We start from the raw sequence: 20,869 nt of genomic DNA on the forward strand, positions 1-20,869 counted from the left end.
AGACCCCCGCGAGACCGGGCGTTGATACCGGCATCGCCGGCCAATTTCAAGCACCGCTTCGGAAGAAAATGAAGCGGCGTGGATCGCCTCAGGAGAAGGGCGACTGCGGCGTCAGGCTGCGGGCAAGGCCGCGGCCGTTGGCCGGGCCGGGATCGTCGGGCGGCGGCGGCAGCACCACCAGCGGTTCGGCCGCCGGCCTGACTTCCACCGACTTGGCGGCGATGACCGGTTTCGTCTCGACGGGCCTGTCGTCAGGCGGCGGCACCTCGGGCTCCGGCTCGATCGCCGGCGGCGTTTCGGCCGGCTCCGGTTCGGCGAGGATCGGCGCCGGCGGCGCCTCGGGCTCGGTGGCGGGCGATGGCGCTTCCGTCACCGCCTCCGGCGCCGGTGCCGCGACCACCATCGGAGGCGGTTCGACGACGGGGCGCGGCGCGGCGGCGATCACGGCGAGGTCGTCGCCGTCGATCTGGTGGATGGCATCGCGCTCGGCGGGCACCCGCCACTCGACGGCATCGAGCCGGCCCGACAGCGGCGACAGCGGCTGCCAGGCGTCGAGCACCAGGCCGTCGGCGGTCCAGGCGGCGTCGCGCGGCGCCCGTACGGCGCGGGCCAGCCACTCGCGGACGCGGCCGACGTCGCCGCTCTCGCTGTCCTCCAGCTCGGCCATCATCAGGCAGACGCGTTCGGTCGGCGCCTGCCTCAGCGCCTTGGCCAGCGCCTCGCGGGCGAGGTCGAACTCGCGGGCGTCGAGGGCGGCGCGGGCGACGGTGACGGCGCCTTCGGGATGCACCGGCTTCAGGTTCTCCAGCATGCGGGCGCGCTTCAGGCGGTCGCGCGCCGAATCGCCCGACCGCAGATGCAGATAGGCGGCGGCAAGCTCGGGATGCGGGGCGAGCCGCCAGGTGGCCTCCAGCACCTTGGCGGCGCGGCGGGTGTCGAGCGCGCGGGCCAGCGTACGGGCGGCGACGGTGGCGGCCGGCACGAAGGCCGGGGCAAGCTTGTGCGCTTCCAGCGCCAGGCTGCGTGCCTTGTCCGGCTCGCCGTCCTCGATCTCCAGGGCGCGAGCGGTGAGCAGCACGGCGCGCAGGCGGGCGGCCTCGTCCTTGTCGATCAGCCGGCCGGCGACGTTCTGCTCCAGCACGGCGAGGGCGTCGGCCCAACTGCGGTCGGCCGAGAGATAGTCCATCATGGCGGCGCCGGCCCAGGGCAGCGCCGGGTTCTCCTTCTGCGCCTCGGCGGCGAACTGGCGGGCGGCGGCCGTCTCGCCGGCCCGCGTCGCCTCGATGTAGAGGCCGCGCAGGCCGAGGAGACGCGTCTCCGGCGCCTTCAGCATGCGGGTGAAGGACTGACGGGCGGCGTCGCTGCGGCCTTCGAGCTGGGCGGCCTGGGCGGCAAGCAGCAGCACCAGCGGCTCGCCGTCCAGGAAGCGGTGCGCCTCGGCGGCCTCGCGCTGGGCAAGGCGGTAGTCGCCCGAGCCGACGGCGATCATGCCGCGCGACAGCGCCCGGTAGCCGCGGTCGCGGCGGCGGCCGGCGAAATAGGCGCGCAGGCCGGACGGGGCGCGCCAGAGGCCGGAAGCCAGCTTCCAGACAACGGTGAGGACGACGACGAACACCAGCAGCGCGACGACGACGACGCGCAGCGGCGGCGCCGCGGCGCCGCCCGGCCAGCTCACCGACACGGCGACCGGCACGCCGCCCAGCCAGTCGAAGGCGAGAACGGCGAGAAACAGCGCGGCGACCGACAGGAGAATGCGGATCATCTCGGAGCCTTTCCACGGGGGTCAGTCGGCGGTGGGCACCGACAGGCGGTCGACGAGGCGGGCGGAGAGCGCCTTGACGGCGGCGTCGGCGCGGACGCGGGCATCGAGGCCGGCGAGCCAGCTTTCGGCCGGCGGCCGGGCCCAGTCGGGCAGCGTGTCGGCGGCCGCCCGGGCGGCGGCGGCGTCGCCGCGCTGCAGCGCGGCGCGGATGCCTTCGACGGCGCCCGACGCCGGGTCGGCGGTCGTCTCGCCGGTCTCGCGATAGGCGACCAGCGACTTGGCGCTTTGCATGAGGCCATCCATCCAGCCGGCGCCGATCTCGGCCGGCCGGCCGGCCAGCATGGCATCGACCGGCAACGTGGCCAGCAGCCGGTCGCGGGTGGGCACGCCGGTGTCGGCGAGGGGTTTCAGGCCGTCGAGGCCGGGCAGGTCGGGCGCCGCGGCGGCGACCACCGCGAGATCGGCGGCGAACGGCAGGCCGGCGTCGATCTTGCCGCTAAGGCTGGTGACGGCGAGCGACAGCGCGGCGATCTCGCCGCCCTTCGGCGCCCTGGCCAGCCGCTCGTCGACGGCGGTGAGGCGGCGCGCTGCGTCGGCGCTTTCGGCCTTCAGCGCCTGGACGCTTGAAGCAAGTTCGGCGAGGCGGCCGTCGAGCGCGGCGATGGCGGCGGGATCGACCTGCGGCCGGGCGGCGGCCGTCTTCTCGGCCGCGTCGAGGCGGGCCGCGAGATCGTCGAAACGGGTGGTGAGGTCGTCGAGGCGGTTGCCGACCGGTCCGAGATCGACGGTAGGCGCCTCGCGACCTTCGAGGGCAGTAAGCCGGCCGGCCAGCGTCTCGGTTGCCGTCTGGCCCGCCGCGAGGCGGTCGGCCACTTCGCCGAGCCGGGTCTCCAGCGTCGCCGGATCGACGGCCGCCTGCGGCCGGTCGTCCGGACGCGGCAGCGCCACCAGCAGGATGGCGGCGGCGACGCCGCCGCCGAGCAGGGCGGCGGCGACGAGCGGGCCGGCGGTCCTGAGGAGGCTCGGGCGATCGGTGCGCGGCGGCACGGCGTCGGGCGGCGGCTCGATGACCGGTGCGTCGGGACCCGGCGGGTCGCCGAGCGGCGGCGCCTCGTCCGGCGGCTCGACCGGCGGAATGTCCGGGCCGGGCGGTTCGATCACCGGCTTCTCCGGCTCAGGCGGCTCGGGAGTGGGCGGCTCGGGAACGGGCGGCTCGGGAACAGGCGGCTCGTGCGGCGGCCGCGACGGTTCGGGCGGCTTGCCGACCTCGGTCGCCTCAAGGTCGATGACCGGCGCCTTGGGGCGATTCCGCCTGGTGTCGGCACTCTTGCGGTGGTCGTCGGATGCCATGGTCGAGGTGTCCTCCGCTGGTGGTGCGCGGTTGGCAGTTTCGCCCAGCCGGGCGGCAAGTGCAACGCTGGCTTCAACGAGGGCCGGGCCGGTCGGTTCCGTTGCCACCGCCACTTCGGCGACGCGACCGGCGAACGGGGTTACCGCCGCTTCCGACAATGCCGCCACGCCGAGCGGCGCCAGCCGGTCCGCCCAGCCCATGGCGCCGATGAGATCGACGAAAGCCTGCGACGAGCGCCGCGAGGCGACGACGAGGCCGGTGATGCGGCCCTCGGCGAAAGCGGCGGCCACGGCGGGCGCCAGATGCTGGCGCGGCTCGGCGCGATAGATCTCGGCCTCGGCGACCGTGACGCCGAGCAGGGCCAGCCGGCCGGCGACGTCGCCGGCCTTGTCGCGGCCGCCGGCATGGACGAGCCGCTGGAACCCGGCGCGCGCGACGAGATCGACGAGGTCGTCGGCATTGCCGTCGGCCGAGCGCACGTCGGCAAAGCCGGCGGCGCGGGCGTCGTGGGCGGTGCCGGCGCCGACGGCGATCACCGGCCGGGCGGTCAGCGGGCCGAGGCCGCCGGCGGCGCGCAGGATGGCCACGGTCTGGCGCGAGGTGAGGATGATCGCCTCGGCCTGGGGGTCGGCGGCCCGGATGCGGCCGACCGGATCGTCCGACGGCTCGATGGTCAGCATCGGTTCGGCCAGCGCCTCGACGCCGCGGCCGGCGAGCGCCGCCACCATGTCGCCCGCCTGCGGTTCCGGACGGAGGACGAGGAGAGCCATGGCTCAGCCTCCGCTGAAGAAGCCGGGACCGGCCAGCACGGCGAGGCGGGCGCCCAGCCGGTCGCCGACCGCTACAGGGTCGTCGCCGCTCTCCCGGCCCTCGTGGGCGACGCGGCCGTCCGGCGTCAGGATCAGCCCATGCAGGTCGACCCTGGCGCCGGTCACCGTGGCGTAGCCGGCGATCGGCGTGCGGCAGGAGCCGTCGAGCCGGGCGAGATAGGCGCGCTCGGCGGCAAGCGCCATGGCGGTCGGCGCGTGATGGATCGGCGCCAGGAGATCGGCGACGCGGGCGTCATCGATGCGGCTCTCGATGCCGATCGCCCCCTGGCCGACGGCCGGCGGAAAGGTTTCGATATCGAGGATGTCGGTGGCGACGTCGAGCCGGCCGAGGCGCTTGAGGCCGGCGACGGCGAGCAGCGTCGCGTCGGCGACGCCCTCCACGAGCTTCCTGAGCCGCGTCTGGACGTTGCCGCGATAGGGCACGATGGCGAGGTCGGGACGCAGCCGCCGGACGATGGCCGCCCGCCGCAGCGAGGCGGTGCCGACCACGGCGCCGGCCGGCATCTCGGCGAGCGAGGTGTATTTCAGCGACACGAAGGCGTCGCGGGCGTCCTCGCGCGGCAGGAAATGGGCGAGCGTCAGGCCGGCCGGCAGCACGGTCGGCATGTCCTTTGACGAATGGACGGCGATGTCGAGCGCGCCGCTGGTCAGACCCGCCTCGATCTCCTCGGTGAACAGGCCCTTGCCGCCGACCTCGGATAGCGGCCGGTCCTGGATGCGGTCGCCGGCGGTGCTGATCGTCACGATCTCCACCTCGGGCGCGCCGGCACCCCAGGCGGCCAGAAGCCGGTCGCGCACCTCATTGGCCTGGGCCAGGGCGAGCGGGCTGCCGCGCGTGCCGAGACGGATGGGTTTTGATTGCACCGCTGCGCTCCCCAGTGATAGAGCCATGAGACAAAGGCGCCGGCCGCCGCCACCGGCGAATCGGCGCATGCCTCACCTCGTCACGGCAACACTTGGACCATGGGACGCCGTGAGGCAACGTGTTCTTGGGTCTGCCCTTTCGGGCGGATGGGGTCTGCCCTTCCGGGCGGATAACGGTCGGAGCGAGGGTGCAGGATGGGCGTTTCCGGGGATATCATCGTTCTCGGCCTTGAAAGCTCCTGCGACGAGACCGCCGCCGCCGTGGTGCGCCGGCATGCCGATGGCAGCGGCGAAATCCTTTCCAACGTCGTGCTGTCGCAGATCGAGGAACACGCGGCTTTCGGCGGCGTGGTGCCGGAAATCGCCGCCCGCGCCCACGTTGAGGTGATGGACGGCCTCGTTCGGGCGGCGCTCGACGAGGCGGAGACGACGCTCGGCGGCGTCGACGCCATCGCCGCGACGGCCGGCCCCGGCCTGATCGGCGGCGTGCTGATCGGCCTCACCACCGCCAAGGCGCTGTCCTATGCCGCGCGGAAGCCGCTGGTCGCCGTCAACCATCTCGAGGGACATGCGCTGACCGCCCGGCTGACCGACGGCGTCGCATTTCCCTACCTGCTGCTGCTGGTGTCCGGCGGCCACAGCCAGATCCTCAGGGTCGACGGCGTAGGGCACTACAAGCGCATCGGATCCACCATCGACGACGCGCTCGGCGAAGCCTTCGACAAGACGGCCAAGCTGCTCCAGCTCGGCTATCCCGGCGGTCCGGCGGTGGAGAAGATGGCGACGGACGGCGATCCCCGCCGCATCGTCCTGCCGCGGCCGCTGATCGGCCGCGACGAGCCCAATTTCTCCTTCTCCGGCCTGAAGACGGCGGTGCGCCACGAGGCGGAAGCGCTGGCGCCGCTCTCCCGGCAGGATGTCGCCGACCTCTGCGCCGCATTCCAGCTGGCGGTGTCCGACGTGGTGGCCGATCGGGTCGGCCTCGCCGTGCGCCGCTTCGCCGCGACGCTCGACGGCCGGCCGCCGGTGCTGGTGGTGGCCGGCGGTGTCGCCGCCAACAAGGCGATCCGCGCCCGGCTCGATCAGGTGATGGCCGGCCTCGGCGGCCGTCTGGTGGTGCCGCCCGGCAACCTCTGCACCGACAACGGCGCCATGATCGCCTGGGCCGGCGCCGAGCGGCTGGCGCTCGGCTTCACCGACGATCTCGCCGTGGCGGCGCGGCCGCGCTGGCCGCTCGACGACATCGCCGTGCCGATGGTCGGTCACGGCCGGCTGGGGGCGAAGGTATGAGCACGATCGGCGTCTATGGCGCCGGCGCCTGGGGCTCGGCGCTGGCACTGACCGCGGCGCGGGCCGGCGGCGAGGTGATCCTCTGCGGCCGCAACGCCAGCGCGGCGGCCGAGCTGAACGCCACCCGGCGGAGCCGGCACTTGCCGGCCGCCGAATTCCCCGCTGCCGTGACGGCGAGCGCCGATCCGGCCGCACTCGCCGGCGTCGATCTGCTGCTGCTCGCCGTGCCGGCCCAGGCCTGCCGGGCGGCGGCGCAGGCGCTCTCCGATTTCGCAGGCCGCGACGCGGTGATCGTCTCCTGCGCCAAGGGCATCGAGCAGGCGACCGGCGACCGGCTCACTCAGGCGATCGCCGCGGCGCTGCCGGGCCGGCCGATCGCCGTGCTGTCGGGACCGGGCTTTGCCGACGACGTGGCGGCCGGCCTGCCGACGGCGGTGACCGTCGCCGCCGAGGACGCCGGCCTGGCTGACGCCATCGCCCGCCGCCTGGCCGGCCCCGCCTTCCGGCCCTATGCGGCCACCGACGTCGCCGGCGTCGAGCTGGGCGGCGCGCTGAAGAACGTGCTGGCCATCGCCGCCGGCATCGTCGCCGGCCGGGCGCTCGGCGCCTCGGCGCAGGCGGCGGTGATCACCCGCGGCTTCGTCGAGATGCGCCGCCTCGCCGCCGCCTTCGGTGCCGAGGCGGAAACGCTGATGGGCCTCTCCGGCTTCGGCGACCTGATGCTGACCTGCTCGTCGGCCCAGTCGCGCAACTTCTCCTTCGGCCTCGGCATCGGCCGCGGCGAGCCGCCGGCCCGCTTCGGCAAGCTTGCCGAGGGGGCGGCTACCGTCGGCATCGCCGTGCGCAAGGCGGCCGAATTCGCCGTCGAGGTGCCGATCATGGCGGCGGTGGCCGAGGTGATCGGCGGCCGCCTCTCCGTCGACGACGCGGTCGACCGGCTGATGGCCCGGCCGCTCAGGCGCGAGAACGTCATCTAGGTTTGCGCATCGTTGCATTTTGCAAGTGTGGTGGCGCGGCGCAGCAGGTGATATCAATATATGGTGTGTCGAACTTGATTTCGGCTCTATGTATTGAACTCGGCAAAAATGCGGCCGGAAACCGAATCGCAACCATGATCGGCGAAACTTCTCGGTGTCGGCATCAGGTCGCGCGTAGCCGGCCGGTCCGCATGGACACCGGGTTCCGCCCTCGTTCTGTCTCGCGTCGAGGGCGGCCCGAGCCCCGCTTTTCCTATCCCAGCAATTCCTTGAGCGGCTTCGTCTCGACGTCGGCGCGCGAGACGGCCTTGCCGGCTTCCAGCAGCTTCTTGGCGGTGACGAAGGCGGCCGGGAAGTTCAGCGCGTCGACGGCGATCATCCTGCCGCCGGCGAAATACCAGACGGCGTGGCTGCCGGGGCGCGGCCCGTCGGTCTGGAGCGTGTCGTCGTAGCCGTGGTGGAGGCCGGCGATCTGCAACTTGGCGTCATACTGGTCCGACCAGAACCACGGCTGCGGCTGGTAGGCGCCGCCGGCGCCGACCAGCGCCGCCGCCGCCGCCTCGCCCTGGTCGAAGGCGTTCTGCACCGATTCCAGACGGATCGAGCGGCCGCGATACGGGAAACGGGCGCAGTCGCCGACGGCGAGGATGTCGGGATCGGTGGTGCGGCAGACCTCGTCGACCAGGATGCCGTCGTCGACGGCAAGCCCGGCCGCGGCGGCCAGTTCGGCGTTGGGCGCGACGCCGATGCCGACCACGGCGAGGTCGGCGTCGATCACGCGGCCATCGGTCAGTTCGGCGCCGACGAGGCGGCCGCCGGCGCCGATCAGCCGGGCGACGGCGGCGCCTTCCAGGATGTCGACGCCGTGCTCGCGGTGCAGGGTGCGGACCAGATCGGCGGTGGCCGGGGCGGCGACGCGTTGCAGGATGCGGTCGGCCAGCTCGACGACGGTCACTTCCAGGCCGCGCGTCCGCGCCACCGCCGCCGTCTCCAGGCCGACATAGCCACCGCCGACCACGATCAGCCGTCGTCCCGGCTGGAAATCGGCCATCAGCGCGTCGGCGTCGGCCTTGCCGCGCAGCGTGTAGACGCCGGCCAGATGTCCGCCGATCGCCGCCGGCAGGCGGCGCGGCGTGGAGCCGGTGGCCAGCACCAGCGTCGCGTAGGGCAGTTCCTCGCCATCTTCGAGCCGGACGAGGCGGCCGGCGCGGTCGATGGCGACGGCCCGGCGGCTGGTCAGCATCGTCACGGCGTTGGTCTCGTACCAGGCCGGCGGCTTCAGGAGCAGCCGGTCGAAAGCAGCCTCGCCGACCAGGTATTTCTTGGACAGCGGCGGCCGCTGGTACGGCAGCACCGGCTCGTCGCCGACGATCGTCAGCGGCCGGTCGGCGCCGAGCATCCGGAGCTTGCCGGCGAAGGCGGCGGCCGCCTGGCCGGCGCCGATGATGACGATGGGGTCGGACATGATGGTCTCTCGCGCAGACGGGCCGGGGCGGCCCTTTCCCAAGCTATAGCCAACTCGGCGGGCCCGAGGGAAGCGATCGGCGCGGGAGATAAGTCATATCGCCGATCTCATCGGCTCTTGCCACCCGCCTTGAATCGACACAACATGGGCTGAAACAACAAGAGGCCGCCGCTTTCCGTCGGGAAGCGGGCGGCCCTGAGGAAACGCCAAGCCGCCGCGCCGGATCGTATCGGCCGCCGGCCAACCGGGAGTGGTGATCTCTATGTTCCGTCTCGACGAAAAGCTGGCCCGCATTCGGGCGGGCGCCTATACGCGCGCCGATTTCATCATCGCTGACGCCAAGGATCCGGACATGGGGCCGTCGATCCCCGGCGCCGGCCCGCTGCGCGACAAGGACGGCACGCTCGGCCGCTTCCGGACGCGGCCGGAGTTCCTCGACAGCGTGCGCGCCATCGTCGAGCAGGACATCGTCGACATCATGCTGACGTCGGCCTCCAGCCTGGAGCTGCTCAACGAGGCAGGCGTCTACCAGGACTCCAAGGTCAAGCCAGCCATCCGCGCCAACGACACCACCGACATCTGGTTCGTGCGCGGCGGCATCTATCCCAAGAAGCCGTCGCGGCCGTTCCGCACCTCGTCGCTGTCGCGGGTGACCACCGGCACCATCGATCCGGCGCCCGGCGCGCCGCTCACCGGCACCGACCTCGGCCTCTACTCGATCACCTTCAACAACGACCTCGATCACGACATCGAGTCGCTCGACGCCTTCGCCGACTTCCGTTACGAAGCGTCGCTCAACGATTTCAAATACTTCCTCGAAGTGTTCAATCCCAATGTCGACACCGGCATCGATCCCGAGCTGGTGCCGCACTACATCAACGACTGCATCGCCCGCTGCCTGGCCGGCGTGACGCGCGCCGACCGGCCGCAGTTCCTGAAGATCGCCTACAACGGTCCGCGCGCCATGGAGGAACTGGCCGCCTACGATCCGACGATCATCATCGGCGTGCTGGGCGGCGGCGCCGGCACGACGCGCGACTGCTACGAGCTGATCTTCCAGTCCGAGAAATACGGCGCCCGCATCGCCCTGTTCGGCCGCAAGATCAACCTCGCCGAGGATCCGCTCTCCATGGTGCGGCACATGCGGGCGGTGGCGAACGGCGACCTCTCGCCGGCCGAGGCGGTGAAGTCCTACCACGGCGATCTCGCCAAGGCCGGCATCACGTCGATCCGCGCGCTCGACGCCGACCTCGAGGTTACCGAGAAGCCGCTCAAGGCCGGGCTCGCCTGATCATGGCGGCACGACGCGGCATCGTCACCGGCGGCACCTGGTGCGTCGACAACAACCGCGTGATCAGCTTCTGGCCGGAGGAGGACGGCATCGCCGAAATCCTCTCCCAGGAGCTGGCCGGCGGCGGCTCGGGCTGCAACCTCGCCGTCGACATCCGCCATCTCGATCCGGCCCTGCCGGTGGAGACCATCGCCATCGTCGGCGACGACGAGGGCGGCCGCTTCCTGAGAAGCATTGCCGAGGAAGCCGGCATCGACCATCGGCAGATGCACGTCGACGGCTTGCTGCCGACGCAGTTCACCGACGCCTACGCCTCGGCAACGACGCACCGCCGCACCCATCTGTTCGCCAAGGGGGTGGCGGCGTCGCTCACCCCCGACCACTTCGACCTCGCGGCGACCCATGGCCGCATCCTGCACCTCGGCCTGCCGGGCTTCCACAAGCAGCTCGACGGTCCGTGGGCAGGCGGCGACAACGGCTGGGTGACCATCCTGAAGAAGGCGCGCGGCCTCGGCCTCAAGACCAACATCGAGCTGGCCAGCCTGGCGCCGCGCATCCTCGCCGATGCGGTGATGCCCTGCCTCGGTCATCTCGATTACGTCGTCGTCAACGACGCCGAGATCGGCGCGCTGGCCGGTCTTCCCACCGTCTGCCACGGCGTCACCGACGCCGGCCTCTGCGAGGCGGCGGCGCGGGCGGTGCTGGACAGCGGCGCCATGGAACTGGTGGTGGTGCACTGGCCGCAGCACGCCATCGCCGTCGCCCGCGACGGCACGGTCGCCAGGAAGGCGTCGGTGGCCATTCCGCCGGAGCTGGTGGTCGGCGCCAACGGTGCCGGCGACGCCTTCGCCGCCGGCATGGTCTACGGCCTGCACGAGGGCTGGCCGCTCGACCGCTCGCTGGCGCTGGCGCACGCCACGGCGGCCTGCTCGCTGCGCTCGGTCACCACGTCGGGCGCGATGGTCGGCTGGCAGGAGACGCTGCGGCTCGCCGACCAATGGGGCTGGCGGACCTGACGATTCTCTCCGGCGGGCGACCGCCGGAGATTTGCCTCAGCGCAGGCCCGAGCCTGGCTCGGCCATGCGGCGGTGCCGGCGGGCCAGCGTTTCCGGCGACATGAAACCGGCCATCGCCGTCTGCAGCTTGTTGGTCCAGCCGGTGACGATATCGGCCTCGCCCTCCATCATCGCCTTGTAGCCCGACTGCGCGACGTAGCCGGCGTCGTCCTTTTCGGCCTGGCCCATCTCGGTGTCGAGCAGGTTGGCGCGTTCGAAGAACTCGGTTTCGGTCGGGCCGGGCATCAGCACGGTGACGCTGACGCCGCTGTCGCGCAGTTCCTCGCGGAGCGCGTAGGCGAAGCTGTCGACGAAGGCCTTGGTGCCGTTGTAGACGGCCTGGAAGGCGCCCGGCATGTAGCCGGCGATCGAGCCGGTGAGCAGGATGCGGCCGAAGCGGCGCTCGCGCATCCGCCGGCCGATCCGGTGCACGACGTCGAGCGTGCCGGTGACGTTGGTATCGACCACCTTGCGGATGTCGCCGAAGGATTGGTCGAGAAAGGCGTGGCCGAGGCCGCGCCCGGCGTTGGCCATCAGCAGTTCCACCGGACGGCCGTTGGCGTCGATGGCGGCGATCAGCTGGTTGATGCCCTCGGGGGTCGACAGGTCGGCCTGGATGTCGCTGATGGCGACGCCATGCTCGCCGAGCCGGTCGGCGACGTCGTGGATCGCCGGCTCGTCGGCGGCGATGATCAGGTCGTAGCCGTCGCTGGCGGCGCAGCGGGCAAGCTCGAAGCCGATGCCGCTCGAGGCACCGGTGACGACGGCGAGGCCGCGGTCGAGATAGATCTGGCCCATGAGTGTGCTCCTCGGGTTCGCTCCGCGGGATCGTTCCGCGTTACCGGAGAACTTCTCGGAGGAGAGCGATGTTCCCGAACCGGCCGGACGGGAACAATCGGCGCGGCGCGCGGTTGTCCCCGACGTTTCCGGACATCCCAGGAGGCCGTCATGAACGACAATGGCAAGATCAAGGACACCGAGCATCGCGCCGAAGATCCGGCGGAAGGAGCGCGCGACATCATCGACCGCGAGCTGAAACGCCAGGACGACAAAGCCGGGCAGAAGGCGGCGGCCGGCAAGCCGGCGGACCGCTCGACGGACAGCGGCCGGCCGCGCTGAGGCCGCTCACCAGCCGCTGAAGGCTGCCCGCGCCGCGTTGAACGGCTTCAGCGCCGCATAGAGCGCGCGATACTCGCCGTAGATGAAATCCATGCGCGCCCGCCGCGCCGGATTCGGCTCGAACAGCCGGTCGGTGACCACCAGTCGCCCGGCTGCCGCGGCGATCGACGGAAAGGCGCCGGCGCCGACGCCGGCCAGGATGGCCGCGCCGAGCACGCCGGCGTCGAGCGCCTTCAAGCGGCGGATCGGCCGGCCCAGCATGTCCGCGCGGATCTGGCACCAGGGGTCGGCGGCGGCGCCGCCGCCGGCCATGGCAAAGCCGGTGGCCGGCCGGCCGGCCGATGCCTCCAGCGCTTCCAGAAGCCAGCGCACCGAGGCGGCGACGCCCTCGAACACGCCGCGCGTCAGTTCGGCCGGCCCCATGGCGGCGTCGAGGCCGATGAAGGCGCCGCGGGCGCCGATGTCCCAGATCGGCGCCCGCTCGCCCTGGAGATGCGGCAGGAACAGCGGCGTCGGCCGCTGCGGGTCGCCGCCGGCGGCCAGTGCCGACAACTCGGCCGGCGACCGGCCGGTCAGCGTCGACAGCCAGCCGAGCGAGGCGCCGCCCGATTGGGTCGGGCCAGCATGCAGGGTGATGCCCTCGCAGGTCGGAAAGGCGACGACGCCCGGCGCCGGATGGCGCGTCTTCGAGACGAGGCCGACGATCTCCGAGGTGCCGGAGAGATACATGCAGTCGCCATCATCGAGGGCGCCACAGCCGACGAGGCCGGCCCAGGCGTCCATGGCGCCGGTCACCATCGGCGTGCCGGCCAGCGGCAGGCCCGGCCGGATGCGGCCGGCCGCTTCTGTGAAGCCGCCGAGCGGCGGCAGTTTTTCGGCGACGCCCGGCACCAGGTCGAGAAGGCGCGGCACGTAGGTCAGCGACTGGTCGATCAGGCCGAAGGCGGTCATCGGGTCGGCCGTCGCCTCGTCGGTCAGCTGCAGGATGCAATAGTCCTTGGGGGCCATCAGCCAGCGCGTTTTCTCCCAGACGTCCGGGCGGCGGCGCTTCACCCAGAGGGCGCGGGCCAGCGGGTGGCTGGCGTCGATGGTGAGCGGCGCGCCCCACCAGCCGATGCGCTCTTCCGTGGACACCTGCGCGTCCAGTTCGGCCGCCTCGGCGCCGGCCCGGCCGTCCTGCCAGGTGATGGCCGGCATCAGCGCTTCGCCGGCCGCGCCGACGAAAACGTGCGTGTTGACCTGACTGGTCAGGCCGACGCCGGCGACGGCGCCCTCCGGCAGGCCGCTGGCCAGCGCGGCCAGCGTCGCGGTCACCCGGCTGGTCCAGTCGGCCGGGTCCTGCTCGGCGAGGCCGGGGGCCGGCCGCGCCATCGGATAGGGGCGGGCGAAGGCGCGCAGCGCCGTGCCATCGGCATCGAACAGGCTGGCCTTGATCGAGGTGGTGCCGACGTCGATGCCGACGAGAAGGGGCGTCTTCATGGAAGGGATCCGGTAGAGGCGGGACGGCCGAGATCACCACGCCGGCCGCCGCCTGTCCATCTGGTTTCTCTTCCGTTTCAACTGCCGGCGAGCCTCCGGCCCCCGGGCTTCCGTGGCGCTGGAAGCCGCCTCGCGGCGGCTTCTCCGTGTTGAACGCCGCCCCTCCGGCTGCTAACTGTTTCTGGCCAGCGCCTTCGGCGACCGGCGCCAAGAAAAAACGGGGAACGCACACATGACAGCTTCGTTCCGGACGCGGGCCTTCGGCGCCGCGCTCCTTTTGTCCGCCGCGCTCGCCGCCGGCACCGCCATGGCGGCCAAGGTGGCGGTGATCACGCCCTATCTCGCCCAGCCGGGCACCCAGTTCTACGTCGAGGCCTTCGAGGCGGCGGCCAAGGACGAAGGTTGGGACGTCAACGTCATCGACACCAAGGGCGACGTCGCCGCCGTCATCGCCCGCCTTGAGGACGCGGCGACGCAGAAGGTCGACGCGGTGGTGATCAACGTCGATCCGGCGCAGGTCGAGGCCGGCCTTGCCGCCGTCAAGGACGCCGGCATCCCGATCGTCGGCATGGACGCCGGCGCCAGCCCCTATCTCGTCACCAACGTCACCTCCAACGGCTATGCCATGGCCGCCGACACGGCGGCCTATGTCGCCAACCGCATCGGCGGCAAGGGCAACGTCGTCATGTTCGTGTTCGACGCCTTCCCGCCGGTGCAGGTGCGCGGGGTGATCGCCGACGCGGTGTTCGGCAACAATCCCGACATCAAGGTGCTCGACCGCGTGACGCCCGACGTCTCGGACGGCGGCATCGCCGACAGCCGCGCCAAGATGGAGGCGATCCTCGCCGCCCATCCCGACAAGGGCTCCATCGCCGCCGTCTGGGCGGCCTGGGACCAGCCGGCGCTCGGCGCGCTGCAGGCGATCGAGGCGGCCGGCCGTGAGGACGAGGGCATCGTCATCACCGGCATCGACGCCAACCCGCAGGCCCGCGAAGCGATCGCCGCCGGCGGCAACTTCGAGGCGTCGATGGCGCAGGATTTCCACGGCATCGGCAAGGCGGCCGCCGAGGCGGTGGCCCAGACGCTCGGTGGCAAGCCGCCGAAGTCGTCGGTGATCTACGTGCCGACCAGGCTGATCACCGCCGGCAACGTCCAGGACTGACGGCATTCTCCAACGGCGGACGGCGCAGCCGTCCGCCCCCGGGCGGTATTTTCCATGACGCTTCTCTCCATCCGCGGCCTCGATAAGAGCTTTGCCGGCGCCCGCGCGCTGGCCGGCGCCGCGCTCGAGGTGCGGGCCGGCGAGGTGCATGCCCTGATGGGCGAGAACGGCGCCGGCAAATCGACGCTGATCAAGGTGCTGGCCGGCGTGGTGAAACCGGACGCCGGGGTGATCGAGATGGCCGGCATCCCCGTCGCCATCGCCACGCCGGCCGACGCGCTCAATCTCGGCCTGCGCTTCATCCATCAGGAACTGTCGGTGGTGCCGCATCTGTCGGTGGCCGAGAACATCTTTCTCGGTCGCGACTATCCGCGCCGCTGGGGCCTGATGATCGACTGGGACGGCCTCAACAACGCCGCAGCAGAGGTTCTCTCCGGTCTCGGCGTCGACCACATCCGTCCCGGCCGCAAGATGGCCCGCCTGACGGTCGGCGACCAGATGCTGGTGAAGATCGCCGCCGCCTTCGGCGACGCCGGCCGGACGGCGGCCCGGCTCTACGTGATGGACGAGCCGACGGCGGCGCTGTCGGCCGAGGAGTCGCGGCGCCTGTTCGCCGTCATCCGCCGGCTGCGCGCCGAGGGCGCCGGCATCATTTACGTATCGCACCGGCTCGACGAGGTGATGGAGCTGGCCGACCGCCTCACCGTGCTGCGCGATGGCGCCACGGTGGCAACGCGTGAGGTGGCCGGCCTCGACAAGCGCGAGGTGATCGAGCTGATGATCGGCCGCAGCCTGGCCGAGGGCTATCCGCCGCGCCTTGCGGCCATTGCCGAGGACGTGGCGCTGAAGGTCGAGCATCTCTCGACCGGGATGCTCGACGACGTGTCCTTCGAGGTGCGGAAGGGCGAGATTCTCGGCTTCGCCGGTCTCGAAGGCGCCGGCCAGAGCGAGGCCATCAGGGCGATCGCCGGCGCCGACGGCGGTCACGACGGCACCGTCAGCCTCGCCGGCAAGCCGGTGAAGATCCACGAGCCGGTGTCGGCCTGGGCCAAGGGCCTCGCCTTCCTGCCGCGCGAGCGGCAGCAGGAGGGGCTGGTCGCCTCGGCCTCGATCGCCGGCAACGTGTCGTTGCCGCATCTCGACGACCTCCTGCGCTTCGGCCTGGTGCTCGACCGCCGGGCGGAAGCCGAGCAGGCGGTGGAACTCGGCCGCAAGGTGAAGCTGAAGGCCAGTGGTCCGCGCCAGAAGGTGCGGGAACTCTCCGGCGGCAACCAGCAGAAGGTGGTGTTCGCCAGGGCGATCGCCGGCGACCCGCAAGTGCTGCTGCTCGACGAGCCGACGCGCGGCGTCGACGTCGGTGCCCGCTACGACATCCACACGCTCCTGAGGCAGCTGACCGCCGAGGGCAAGGCGGTGGTGCTCGCCTCGTCCGACCTGCCGGAACTCGTCTACATGGCCGACCGCATCGTCGTGTTCCGGGGTGGCAAGGTGGCGGCCACCGTCGCCACCGCCGGCCTCGATCAGGCGACCCTCGCCGCCCTCTGCTTCGGCTCCGCCTGAAGGATTTTCCCGTGCTTTCCGCGCTCAAGACCTACGGCACGCTGATCGGCTTCCTGCTGGTCGTCGCCTTCTTCGCCATCGAGATCCCCGACACCTTCATGACGGCGAAGAACTGGCTGAACATCAGCCAGCAGGTATCGATGCTGGCCGTCGTCGCCTTCACCATGACCATCGTTATGGCGATGGGCGACTTCGATCTGTCCGTCGGCTCGATGGCCTCGCTCGCCGGCATCGTGGCGGCGCTGGCCTTCCGCGACGGCCAGGCGGTGTGGATGGGCGTCATGCTGGCGCTGGTCGTCGGCCTGCTGGGCGGCCTCCTCAACGGCGCGCTGATCGCCTATGTCGGCATCCTGCCCTTCGTGGCGACGCTCGGCACGCTGACCGTCTACAGCGGCCTCGCCTTCCTGGTCTCCGGCGGCAAGACCATCTTCGGCCGCGACATCCCCCAGGTCTTCTCGGGCTTCGCCCGCGCCGGCCTGCCGCTGTCGGGGACGGTGAGCCTGCCGGCCCTGACCATCCTTGCCGCGCTGGTTCTGGCCGCCGTCTGGTTCACGCTGGAGCAGACCGCCTTCGGCCGGCGGCTCTACGCCATCGGCGGCAACAAGGAGGCGGCGCGCCTTGCCGGCATCCGGGTGAAGCGGCTGCGCTTTCTCGCCTTCGGCCTCAGCGGCCTCGGCGCGGCGACGGCCGGGCTGATGTACGCGAGCCGGGTGGCCTCGGCCAACCCGACCCAAGGCTCGGGGCTGATGCTCGACGCCATCGCCGCCGTCTTCCTCGGCATGACGATGAGCGAGGAGGGCGAGCCGCACGTTCTCGCCACGCTGGTGGGCGTGATGATCCTCGGCGTGCTCGGCAACGGCCTGACGCAGATGAGCATCGACAGCTACGTGCGCGAGGTGCTGATCGGCACCATCATCGTGCTGGCGGTGGCCTCGTCGTCGCTCGGCAAGGCGAGGGGATAGCTCCCCTCAGACCTTTATTCCATCGGTCATCAGGCCGCGGACCAGACTGCCGGAGGTCGGCAGCAGCGGGATCAGGCAGGCCTGGACCGAGTGGTAGATGTCGGGCCGGCCGTAGAACGGGTTGGTGGCCGGCCGGTTCTCGGCATCGAGCTGCGGGATGAAGGCGCCGGTCGTCCGGTCGATCAGATGGTCGGAGGTGAAGTCCCAGATGCGGCGATACCACTCTTCGTAGAAGGCGTCGCCGGTGATCGAGGCGAGGAAATGGGCGGCGCCCAGCCCCTCGCAGCAGGGCCACCAGAAGCGGTCGGGCACCGACGGCTTGCCGTCCCAGCCGACGGTGTAATAGAAGCCGCCCCGCTCCTTGTCCCAGCCCTCGTCGACGGCGAGGCGGAACAGATTCTGCGCCGCGTCGGGCAGCCAGCCGAGCTTGCGGCCGCCCAGCTCCCAGAGCTGCAGCAGGAGTCGCGCCCATTCCAGCCAGTGGCCGGGCGTCGAGCCATAGGGCTTGAACATCGGGTTGCCGACATAGTCGAGCGTGACGTTCCACTTGCCGTCGAAATGCTCGGGCAGCCTCCAGCCGTTGCGTGAGGCGAAGCGGTCGACGATCAGCTCGGCGATGCTCTCGGCCCGGCGGAGATAGTCGGCCTCGTCGGTGACCTCGTAGGCGGCCATCAGCGATTCGGTGAGGTGCATGTTGGAGTTCTGGCCGCGATAGTCGCCGATCGGCTGCCAGTCGGCGGTGAACTCCTCGGCGACGGCGCCCGGCCGCGCCTCCCAGAAGCGGTTGACGAGGATGTCGGTGACGTCGGCGAGCAGCCTGTCGGCGTCGGGGTGGCCGGCCGCCCTGGCGGTGGCGGCGGCCAGCAGCACGTGGGCGTGGCCGTAGGCCTGCTTGGTCGGATCGGTCAGTGTGCCGTAGCCGACGCCCCAGTGATAGCCGCCGTTCGTCGCGTCGCGATGGCCGTTCCAGAGGAAGTCCATGCCCTGGTCGACGACCGAGGCGGCGCCGGGGCGGCCCATCAGGCTGGCGATGCCAAAGGCGTGCACCAGACGGGTGGTGATGTGGAGGTTGCGCGACGGCATGAGGCCGCCATCGGCACCCGGCGCCATCGGCCGGCCGGCTTCGTCGAGTTCGAAATAGCCGCCGAGCGGGTTGCGGCAGCCGGCCTCGAAGAAGGAGAACAGGGCGTCGGCGCGGCCGAGCAGCCAGAGGCGGTGAGGTGTGCGCTCCACCCAGCGGCGATCGGCGGCGGGTTTCTGGTCCCTGAGCATCTGTTGTCCTCCAAGCGCAATCGCTTGAAAGCGATTGCTTTCTTTCTTTTCTCGCCTCAGTCGCCGGCGGACCTCCGGTCCTTGGCTTCCGCTTCGCTTTCCGTCTTTCGGGGCTTCGTCCCAAAAGACCCGCTGCGCGCGGCGCCGCTTGGCGCCGGAAGCCGCGTCCCGCGGCTTCGCGCGGTTGCCGTGCCGCCCGTGATGAGACGCTCCATCCCTCCTTCTTAGCACCGCCGGCCATCGGGACAACTTCAGGAGATCACTAAGCTATCAGTCTTTCGGCGTGTCTGGTTAACCAGCCGGCACGAGTTCGAGAAGGATGGCGGTCTCCGGCCGCTGCATGGGTAGCGGCAGGCCGGCACTGGCCAGCGCTGCGGCGCTGAAGGCCATCTCGCCGCTCAGCAGCCTCGTCTGGCCGTCGCTCATGCGGAAGAAGCCCGAGGGGCAGTCGCCGTGCGCGGCGGCGATGCGCCAGCGGCGATCGGGGGCGCCCGGCAAGCGAACGACCAGCGGCTCGGGCTGCTCGGCGATCATCGACGGCCCCTGCGCCACGAAGACGGCGGCGTGCTCGGCCGTCGCGGCACCCCAGACGTAGCGGCCGTCGCGCGGGTCGAGGTTGAAATTGGCGCCCGGCGCGTGCAGCAGCGGCCTGAGGCGCTTATGCAGGGCGATGAAGCCGGCGAGTTCGGTGCGCTCGGCGGCGGTCATGTCGAGCGGGTTCAGTTCGACGCCGAGATGATAGGCGAGCGCCACCAGCGCCCGGAAGGTCAGCGACAGCGTCCGTCCCGTCTGGTGGTTAGGATTGGCCGAGACGTGGGCACCCATGATCTCCGGCGGCAGGAACAGGCTGGCGCCGCGCTGGATCTCCAGCCGTTCGAGGGCGTCGGTGCCGTCGGAGGTCCAGACGCGCTGGGTGTTGGCCAGCGCGCCGTAGTCGGTGCGGCCGCCGCCCGAGGCGCAGCTCTCGATCTCGACATGCGGGAAGGCGGCGCGGACGCGGGCCATCAGCGCGTGGACGGCGCGCGTCTGGGCATCCGTGACCGCCCGGCCGTCGGCGCCGCCGGCGTGGGTGATGTCGCGGTTCATGTCCCACTTGACGTAGGAGACGGCCAGCGAGCCGAGCACCGCCGACAGCCGGTCGAACAGGTAGTCGGCGACCTCGGGCCGGGTGAGGTCGAGCACCTGCTGGTGGCGGGCGCGCAGGAAGGGCCGGCCCTCCACCTTCAGCGCCCAGTCGGGATGGGCGCGGTAGAGATCGGAATCCTCGTTGACCATCTCCGGCTCGAACCACAGGCCGAACTGCATGCCGAGCGAGGTGACGTGGTCGACGAGCGGTTTCAGGCCGTCCGGATACTTGCGGCGGTCGACCGTCCAGTCGCCGAGCGAGGAGGTGTCGTCGTCGCGGCGGCCGAACCAGCCGTCGTCGAGCACGAAGCGTTCGATGCCGAGCGCGGCGGCGGCGTCGGCCTGCGCCTTCAATTCCTCCAGCTTGTGGTCGAAGTAGTTGCCCTCCCAGGTGTTGAGCATCACCGGCCGCGGGCTCATGGCGCCGCCCGGCCAGGACAGGATCTCGGCACGGACGAAGGCGTGCAGCGCGGCGGCGTCCCAGGCGGCATAGGCGACCGGGCTCTGATAGCTGTCGCCCTTCTGAAGCCGGATCTCGCCGGGCTCGAACAGCGCGCCGAGATGAACGAGGCGGCGGCCGTCGTCGAGCGTGTCGACGGCGATCCTATGGTTGCCGCTCCAGCCGAGATGGAAGGCGAAGCGGACGTCGCCGACGCTGACGCCGAGATAGGGCTGGCGGTCGTGGCTGGTGCGGCCGCGCCGGCTCTCCTGGAGCGTGAGACCGGGGGCGAGGGTGTGGCGGCGGATCTGGAACTCGCGGCCCCACATGCCGGCGAAGCGGGTGGCGACGGCCTCGCCGGACGGCAGCAGGAAGCTGCCGGCCATGCAGCGGTCAAGCGTGTAGACGCCGTCCTTCACCGAGGTCAGGCGGGTGGAGAGACCGAAGACACCGGCGTCGCTCACGGTGATGGCGATCTCGATGTCGAGGCCGGCAACGGCGTCGCTGGCCGCAAGCCGCGTGGTGGCGCCGTCGCGGCGGGCGGTCCAGCCGGCGAAGTCGAGGAGGAAATCGCGGCCGTCGCGGTGGCCGGCGATGGCCGGCCAGCCGAAGGCGCCGAGGCCGGCGACCGGCGACAGCACCGCCGAGGGGACGTCGACGTCCATGCCATTGATGCGGCTCGACCGCGGCACGTCCGGCCAGAAGTCGGGCGCCGCCGCGCCGCGGCCGAAGGCGAGGATCTCCGGCATGCCGCGCTCGGGCAGACCGAGAACGAGGAAAAGCGGACCGGCTGAAAGGGTGAGGGTGGACGGCATGGACGGACCCCGGCTGTTGGAATTCGGGAGGGGCGGCGGGGGCACAGGATT

General features: G+C 71.6%; 16 protein-coding genes. 8 read left to right on the top strand and 8 right to left on the bottom strand.

What is annotated here, in order from left to right:
* Positions 1-88: 88 nt before the first annotated feature.
* Genes H512_RS0112710 through hemC form a run of 3 tightly spaced genes read right to left on the bottom strand, consistent with a single transcriptional unit; the run spans position 89 to position 4,807 of the window.
* Entirely contained in the window at positions 89-1,762 is a 1,674-nt protein-coding gene (locus tag H512_RS0112710) for a heme biosynthesis protein HemY (RefSeq protein ID WP_026783777.1), read from the bottom strand.
* Positions 1,763-1,783: 21 nt separating this feature from the next.
* Positions 1,784-3,883, bottom strand: coding sequence for a uroporphyrinogen-III synthase (locus H512_RS25830; protein ID WP_026783778.1), 2,100 nt, complete (start codon positions 3,881-3,883; stop codon positions 1,784-1,786).
* 3 nt (positions 3,884-3,886) lie between these two features.
* Positions 3,887-4,807: a hydroxymethylbilane synthase gene (gene hemC / locus H512_RS0112720; RefSeq protein ID WP_026783779.1), complete on the bottom strand. Its 921-nt coding sequence runs from the start codon at positions 4,805-4,807 to the stop codon at positions 3,887-3,889.
* Between the two features lie 213 nt (positions 4,808-5,020).
* Between hemC and tsaD the strand changes: the two genes are divergently transcribed.
* Both tsaD and H512_RS0112730 read left to right on the top strand, forming a co-directional pair.
* Positions 5,021-6,097 carry a tRNA (adenosine(37)-N6)-threonylcarbamoyltransferase complex transferase subunit TsaD gene (gene tsaD, locus H512_RS0112725; RefSeq protein WP_026783780.1) on the top strand — a complete coding sequence of 359 codons (1,077 nt, stop codon included), beginning with the start codon at positions 5,021-5,023 and terminating at the stop codon, positions 6,095-6,097.
* A complete protein-coding gene (locus H512_RS0112730; RefSeq protein ID WP_026783781.1) occupies positions 6,094-7,074 on the top strand; it encodes an NAD(P)H-dependent glycerol-3-phosphate dehydrogenase in 981 nt (326 codons plus the stop codon). Before tsaD ends, H512_RS0112730 begins: the two co-directional genes overlap by 4 nt.
* A gap of 253 nt (positions 7,075-7,327) precedes the next feature.
* Here H512_RS0112730 and H512_RS0112735 read toward each other — a convergent pair whose 3' ends face one another.
* Positions 7,328-8,539 carry an NAD(P)/FAD-dependent oxidoreductase gene (locus H512_RS0112735; protein WP_026783782.1) on the bottom strand — a complete coding sequence of 404 codons (1,212 nt, stop codon included), beginning with the start codon at positions 8,537-8,539 and terminating at the stop codon, positions 7,328-7,330.
* Between the two features lie 262 nt (positions 8,540-8,801).
* On the opposite strand from H512_RS0112735, the gene H512_RS0112740 reads away from it, so the two are divergent.
* Positions 8,802-9,830 (top strand): beta/alpha barrel domain-containing protein, encoded by a 1,029-nt coding sequence (locus H512_RS0112740; protein ID WP_026783783.1) that lies wholly within the window; start codon positions 8,802-8,804, stop codon positions 9,828-9,830.
* 2 nt (positions 9,831-9,832) lie between these two features.
* A complete protein-coding gene (locus H512_RS0112745) occupies positions 9,833-10,846 on the top strand; it encodes a carbohydrate kinase family protein (protein ID WP_036791552.1) in 1,014 nt (337 codons plus the stop codon).
* Positions 10,847-10,882: 36 nt separating this feature from the next.
* On the opposite strand, the gene H512_RS0112750 is transcribed toward H512_RS0112745, so the two are convergent.
* Positions 10,883-11,683 carry an SDR family NAD(P)-dependent oxidoreductase gene (locus tag H512_RS0112750; RefSeq protein ID WP_026783785.1) on the bottom strand — a complete coding sequence of 267 codons (801 nt, stop codon included), beginning with the start codon at positions 11,681-11,683 and terminating at the stop codon, positions 10,883-10,885.
* A gap of 150 nt (positions 11,684-11,833) precedes the next feature.
* On the opposite strand from H512_RS0112750, the gene H512_RS26995 reads away from it, so the two are divergent.
* On the top strand, positions 11,834-12,004 hold the full coding sequence (locus tag H512_RS26995; RefSeq protein WP_156899481.1) for a hypothetical protein: 171 nt from the start codon (positions 11,834-11,836) through the stop codon (positions 12,002-12,004).
* Between the two features lie 6 nt (positions 12,005-12,010).
* Here H512_RS26995 and H512_RS0112760 read toward each other — a convergent pair whose 3' ends face one another.
* Positions 12,011-13,483, bottom strand: a complete 1,473-nt coding sequence (locus H512_RS0112760; RefSeq protein WP_026783786.1) for a xylulokinase — start codon at positions 13,481-13,483, stop codon at positions 12,011-12,013.
* Between the two features lie 232 nt (positions 13,484-13,715).
* Here H512_RS0112760 and H512_RS0112765 point away from each other — a divergent pair, with 232 nt between their 5' ends.
* From H512_RS0112765 to H512_RS0112775, 3 genes are read left to right on the top strand one after another with little or no spacing between them, the layout of a single operon-like run.
* On the top strand, positions 13,716-14,645 hold the full coding sequence (locus H512_RS0112765) for a substrate-binding domain-containing protein (protein ID WP_026783787.1): 930 nt from the start codon (positions 13,716-13,718) through the stop codon (positions 14,643-14,645).
* A gap of 54 nt (positions 14,646-14,699) precedes the next feature.
* On the top strand, positions 14,700-16,205 hold the full coding sequence (locus H512_RS0112770; protein ID WP_026783788.1) for a sugar ABC transporter ATP-binding protein: 1,506 nt from the start codon (positions 14,700-14,702) through the stop codon (positions 16,203-16,205).
* Positions 16,206-16,216: 11 nt separating this feature from the next.
* The gene (locus tag H512_RS0112775; RefSeq protein WP_026783789.1) at positions 16,217-17,167 is read left to right on the top strand and encodes an ABC transporter permease; all 951 of its coding nucleotides are present in this window, start codon (positions 16,217-16,219) and stop codon (positions 17,165-17,167) included.
* 6 nt (positions 17,168-17,173) lie between these two features.
* On the opposite strand, the gene H512_RS0112780 is transcribed toward H512_RS0112775, so the two are convergent.
* Positions 17,174-18,439: an AGE family epimerase/isomerase gene (locus H512_RS0112780; RefSeq protein WP_053239829.1), complete on the bottom strand. Its 1,266-nt coding sequence runs from the start codon at positions 18,437-18,439 to the stop codon at positions 17,174-17,176.
* 291 nt (positions 18,440-18,730) lie between these two features.
* Complete coding sequence (locus H512_RS0112785; protein WP_026783791.1) at positions 18,731-20,818, bottom strand: alpha-galactosidase; 2,088 nt, start codon at positions 20,816-20,818, stop codon at positions 18,731-18,733.
* Positions 20,819-20,869 lie beyond the last annotated feature (51 nt).

The organism is Pleomorphomonas koreensis DSM 23070 (assembly GCF_000425185.1).
Taxonomy (GTDB): Bacteria; Pseudomonadota; Alphaproteobacteria; order Rhizobiales; family Pleomorphomonadaceae; genus Pleomorphomonas; species Pleomorphomonas koreensis.

What these genes read in the sequence shown, in the direction of transcription:
- H512_RS0112710 (WP_026783777.1), bottom strand. Translation starts at nt 1,762, where the DNA reads ATGATCCGCATTCTCCTGTCGGTCGCCGCGCTGTTTCTCGCCGTTCTC.
- H512_RS25830 (WP_026783778.1), bottom strand. Translation starts at nt 3,883, where the DNA reads ATGGCTCTCCTCGTCCTCCGTCCGGAACCGCAGGCGGGCGACATGGTG.
- H512_RS0112730 (WP_026783781.1), top strand. Translation starts at nt 6,094, where the DNA reads ATGAGCACGATCGGCGTCTATGGCGCCGGCGCCTGGGGCTCGGCGCTG.
- H512_RS0112735 (WP_026783782.1), bottom strand. Translation starts at nt 8,539, where the DNA reads ATGTCCGACCCCATCGTCATCATCGGCGCCGGCCAGGCGGCCGCCGCC.
- H512_RS0112740 (WP_026783783.1), top strand. Translation starts at nt 8,802, where the DNA reads ATGTTCCGTCTCGACGAAAAGCTGGCCCGCATTCGGGCGGGCGCCTAT.
- H512_RS0112745 (WP_036791552.1), top strand. Translation starts at nt 9,833, where the DNA reads ATGGCGGCACGACGCGGCATCGTCACCGGCGGCACCTGGTGCGTCGAC.
- H512_RS0112750 (WP_026783785.1), bottom strand. Translation starts at nt 11,683, where the DNA reads ATGGGCCAGATCTATCTCGACCGCGGCCTCGCCGTCGTCACCGGTGCC.
- H512_RS26995 (WP_156899481.1), top strand. Translation starts at nt 11,834, where the DNA reads ATGAACGACAATGGCAAGATCAAGGACACCGAGCATCGCGCCGAAGAT.
- H512_RS0112760 (WP_026783786.1), bottom strand. Translation starts at nt 13,483, where the DNA reads ATGAAGACGCCCCTTCTCGTCGGCATCGACGTCGGCACCACCTCGATC.
- H512_RS0112765 (WP_026783787.1), top strand. Translation starts at nt 13,716, where the DNA reads ATGACAGCTTCGTTCCGGACGCGGGCCTTCGGCGCCGCGCTCCTTTTG.
- H512_RS0112770 (WP_026783788.1), top strand. Translation starts at nt 14,700, where the DNA reads ATGACGCTTCTCTCCATCCGCGGCCTCGATAAGAGCTTTGCCGGCGCC.
- H512_RS0112780 (WP_053239829.1), bottom strand. Translation starts at nt 18,439, where the DNA reads ATGCTCAGGGACCAGAAACCCGCCGCCGATCGCCGCTGGGTGGAGCGC.
- H512_RS0112785 (WP_026783791.1), bottom strand. Translation starts at nt 20,818, where the DNA reads ATGCCGTCCACCCTCACCCTTTCAGCCGGTCCGCTTTTCCTCGTTCTC.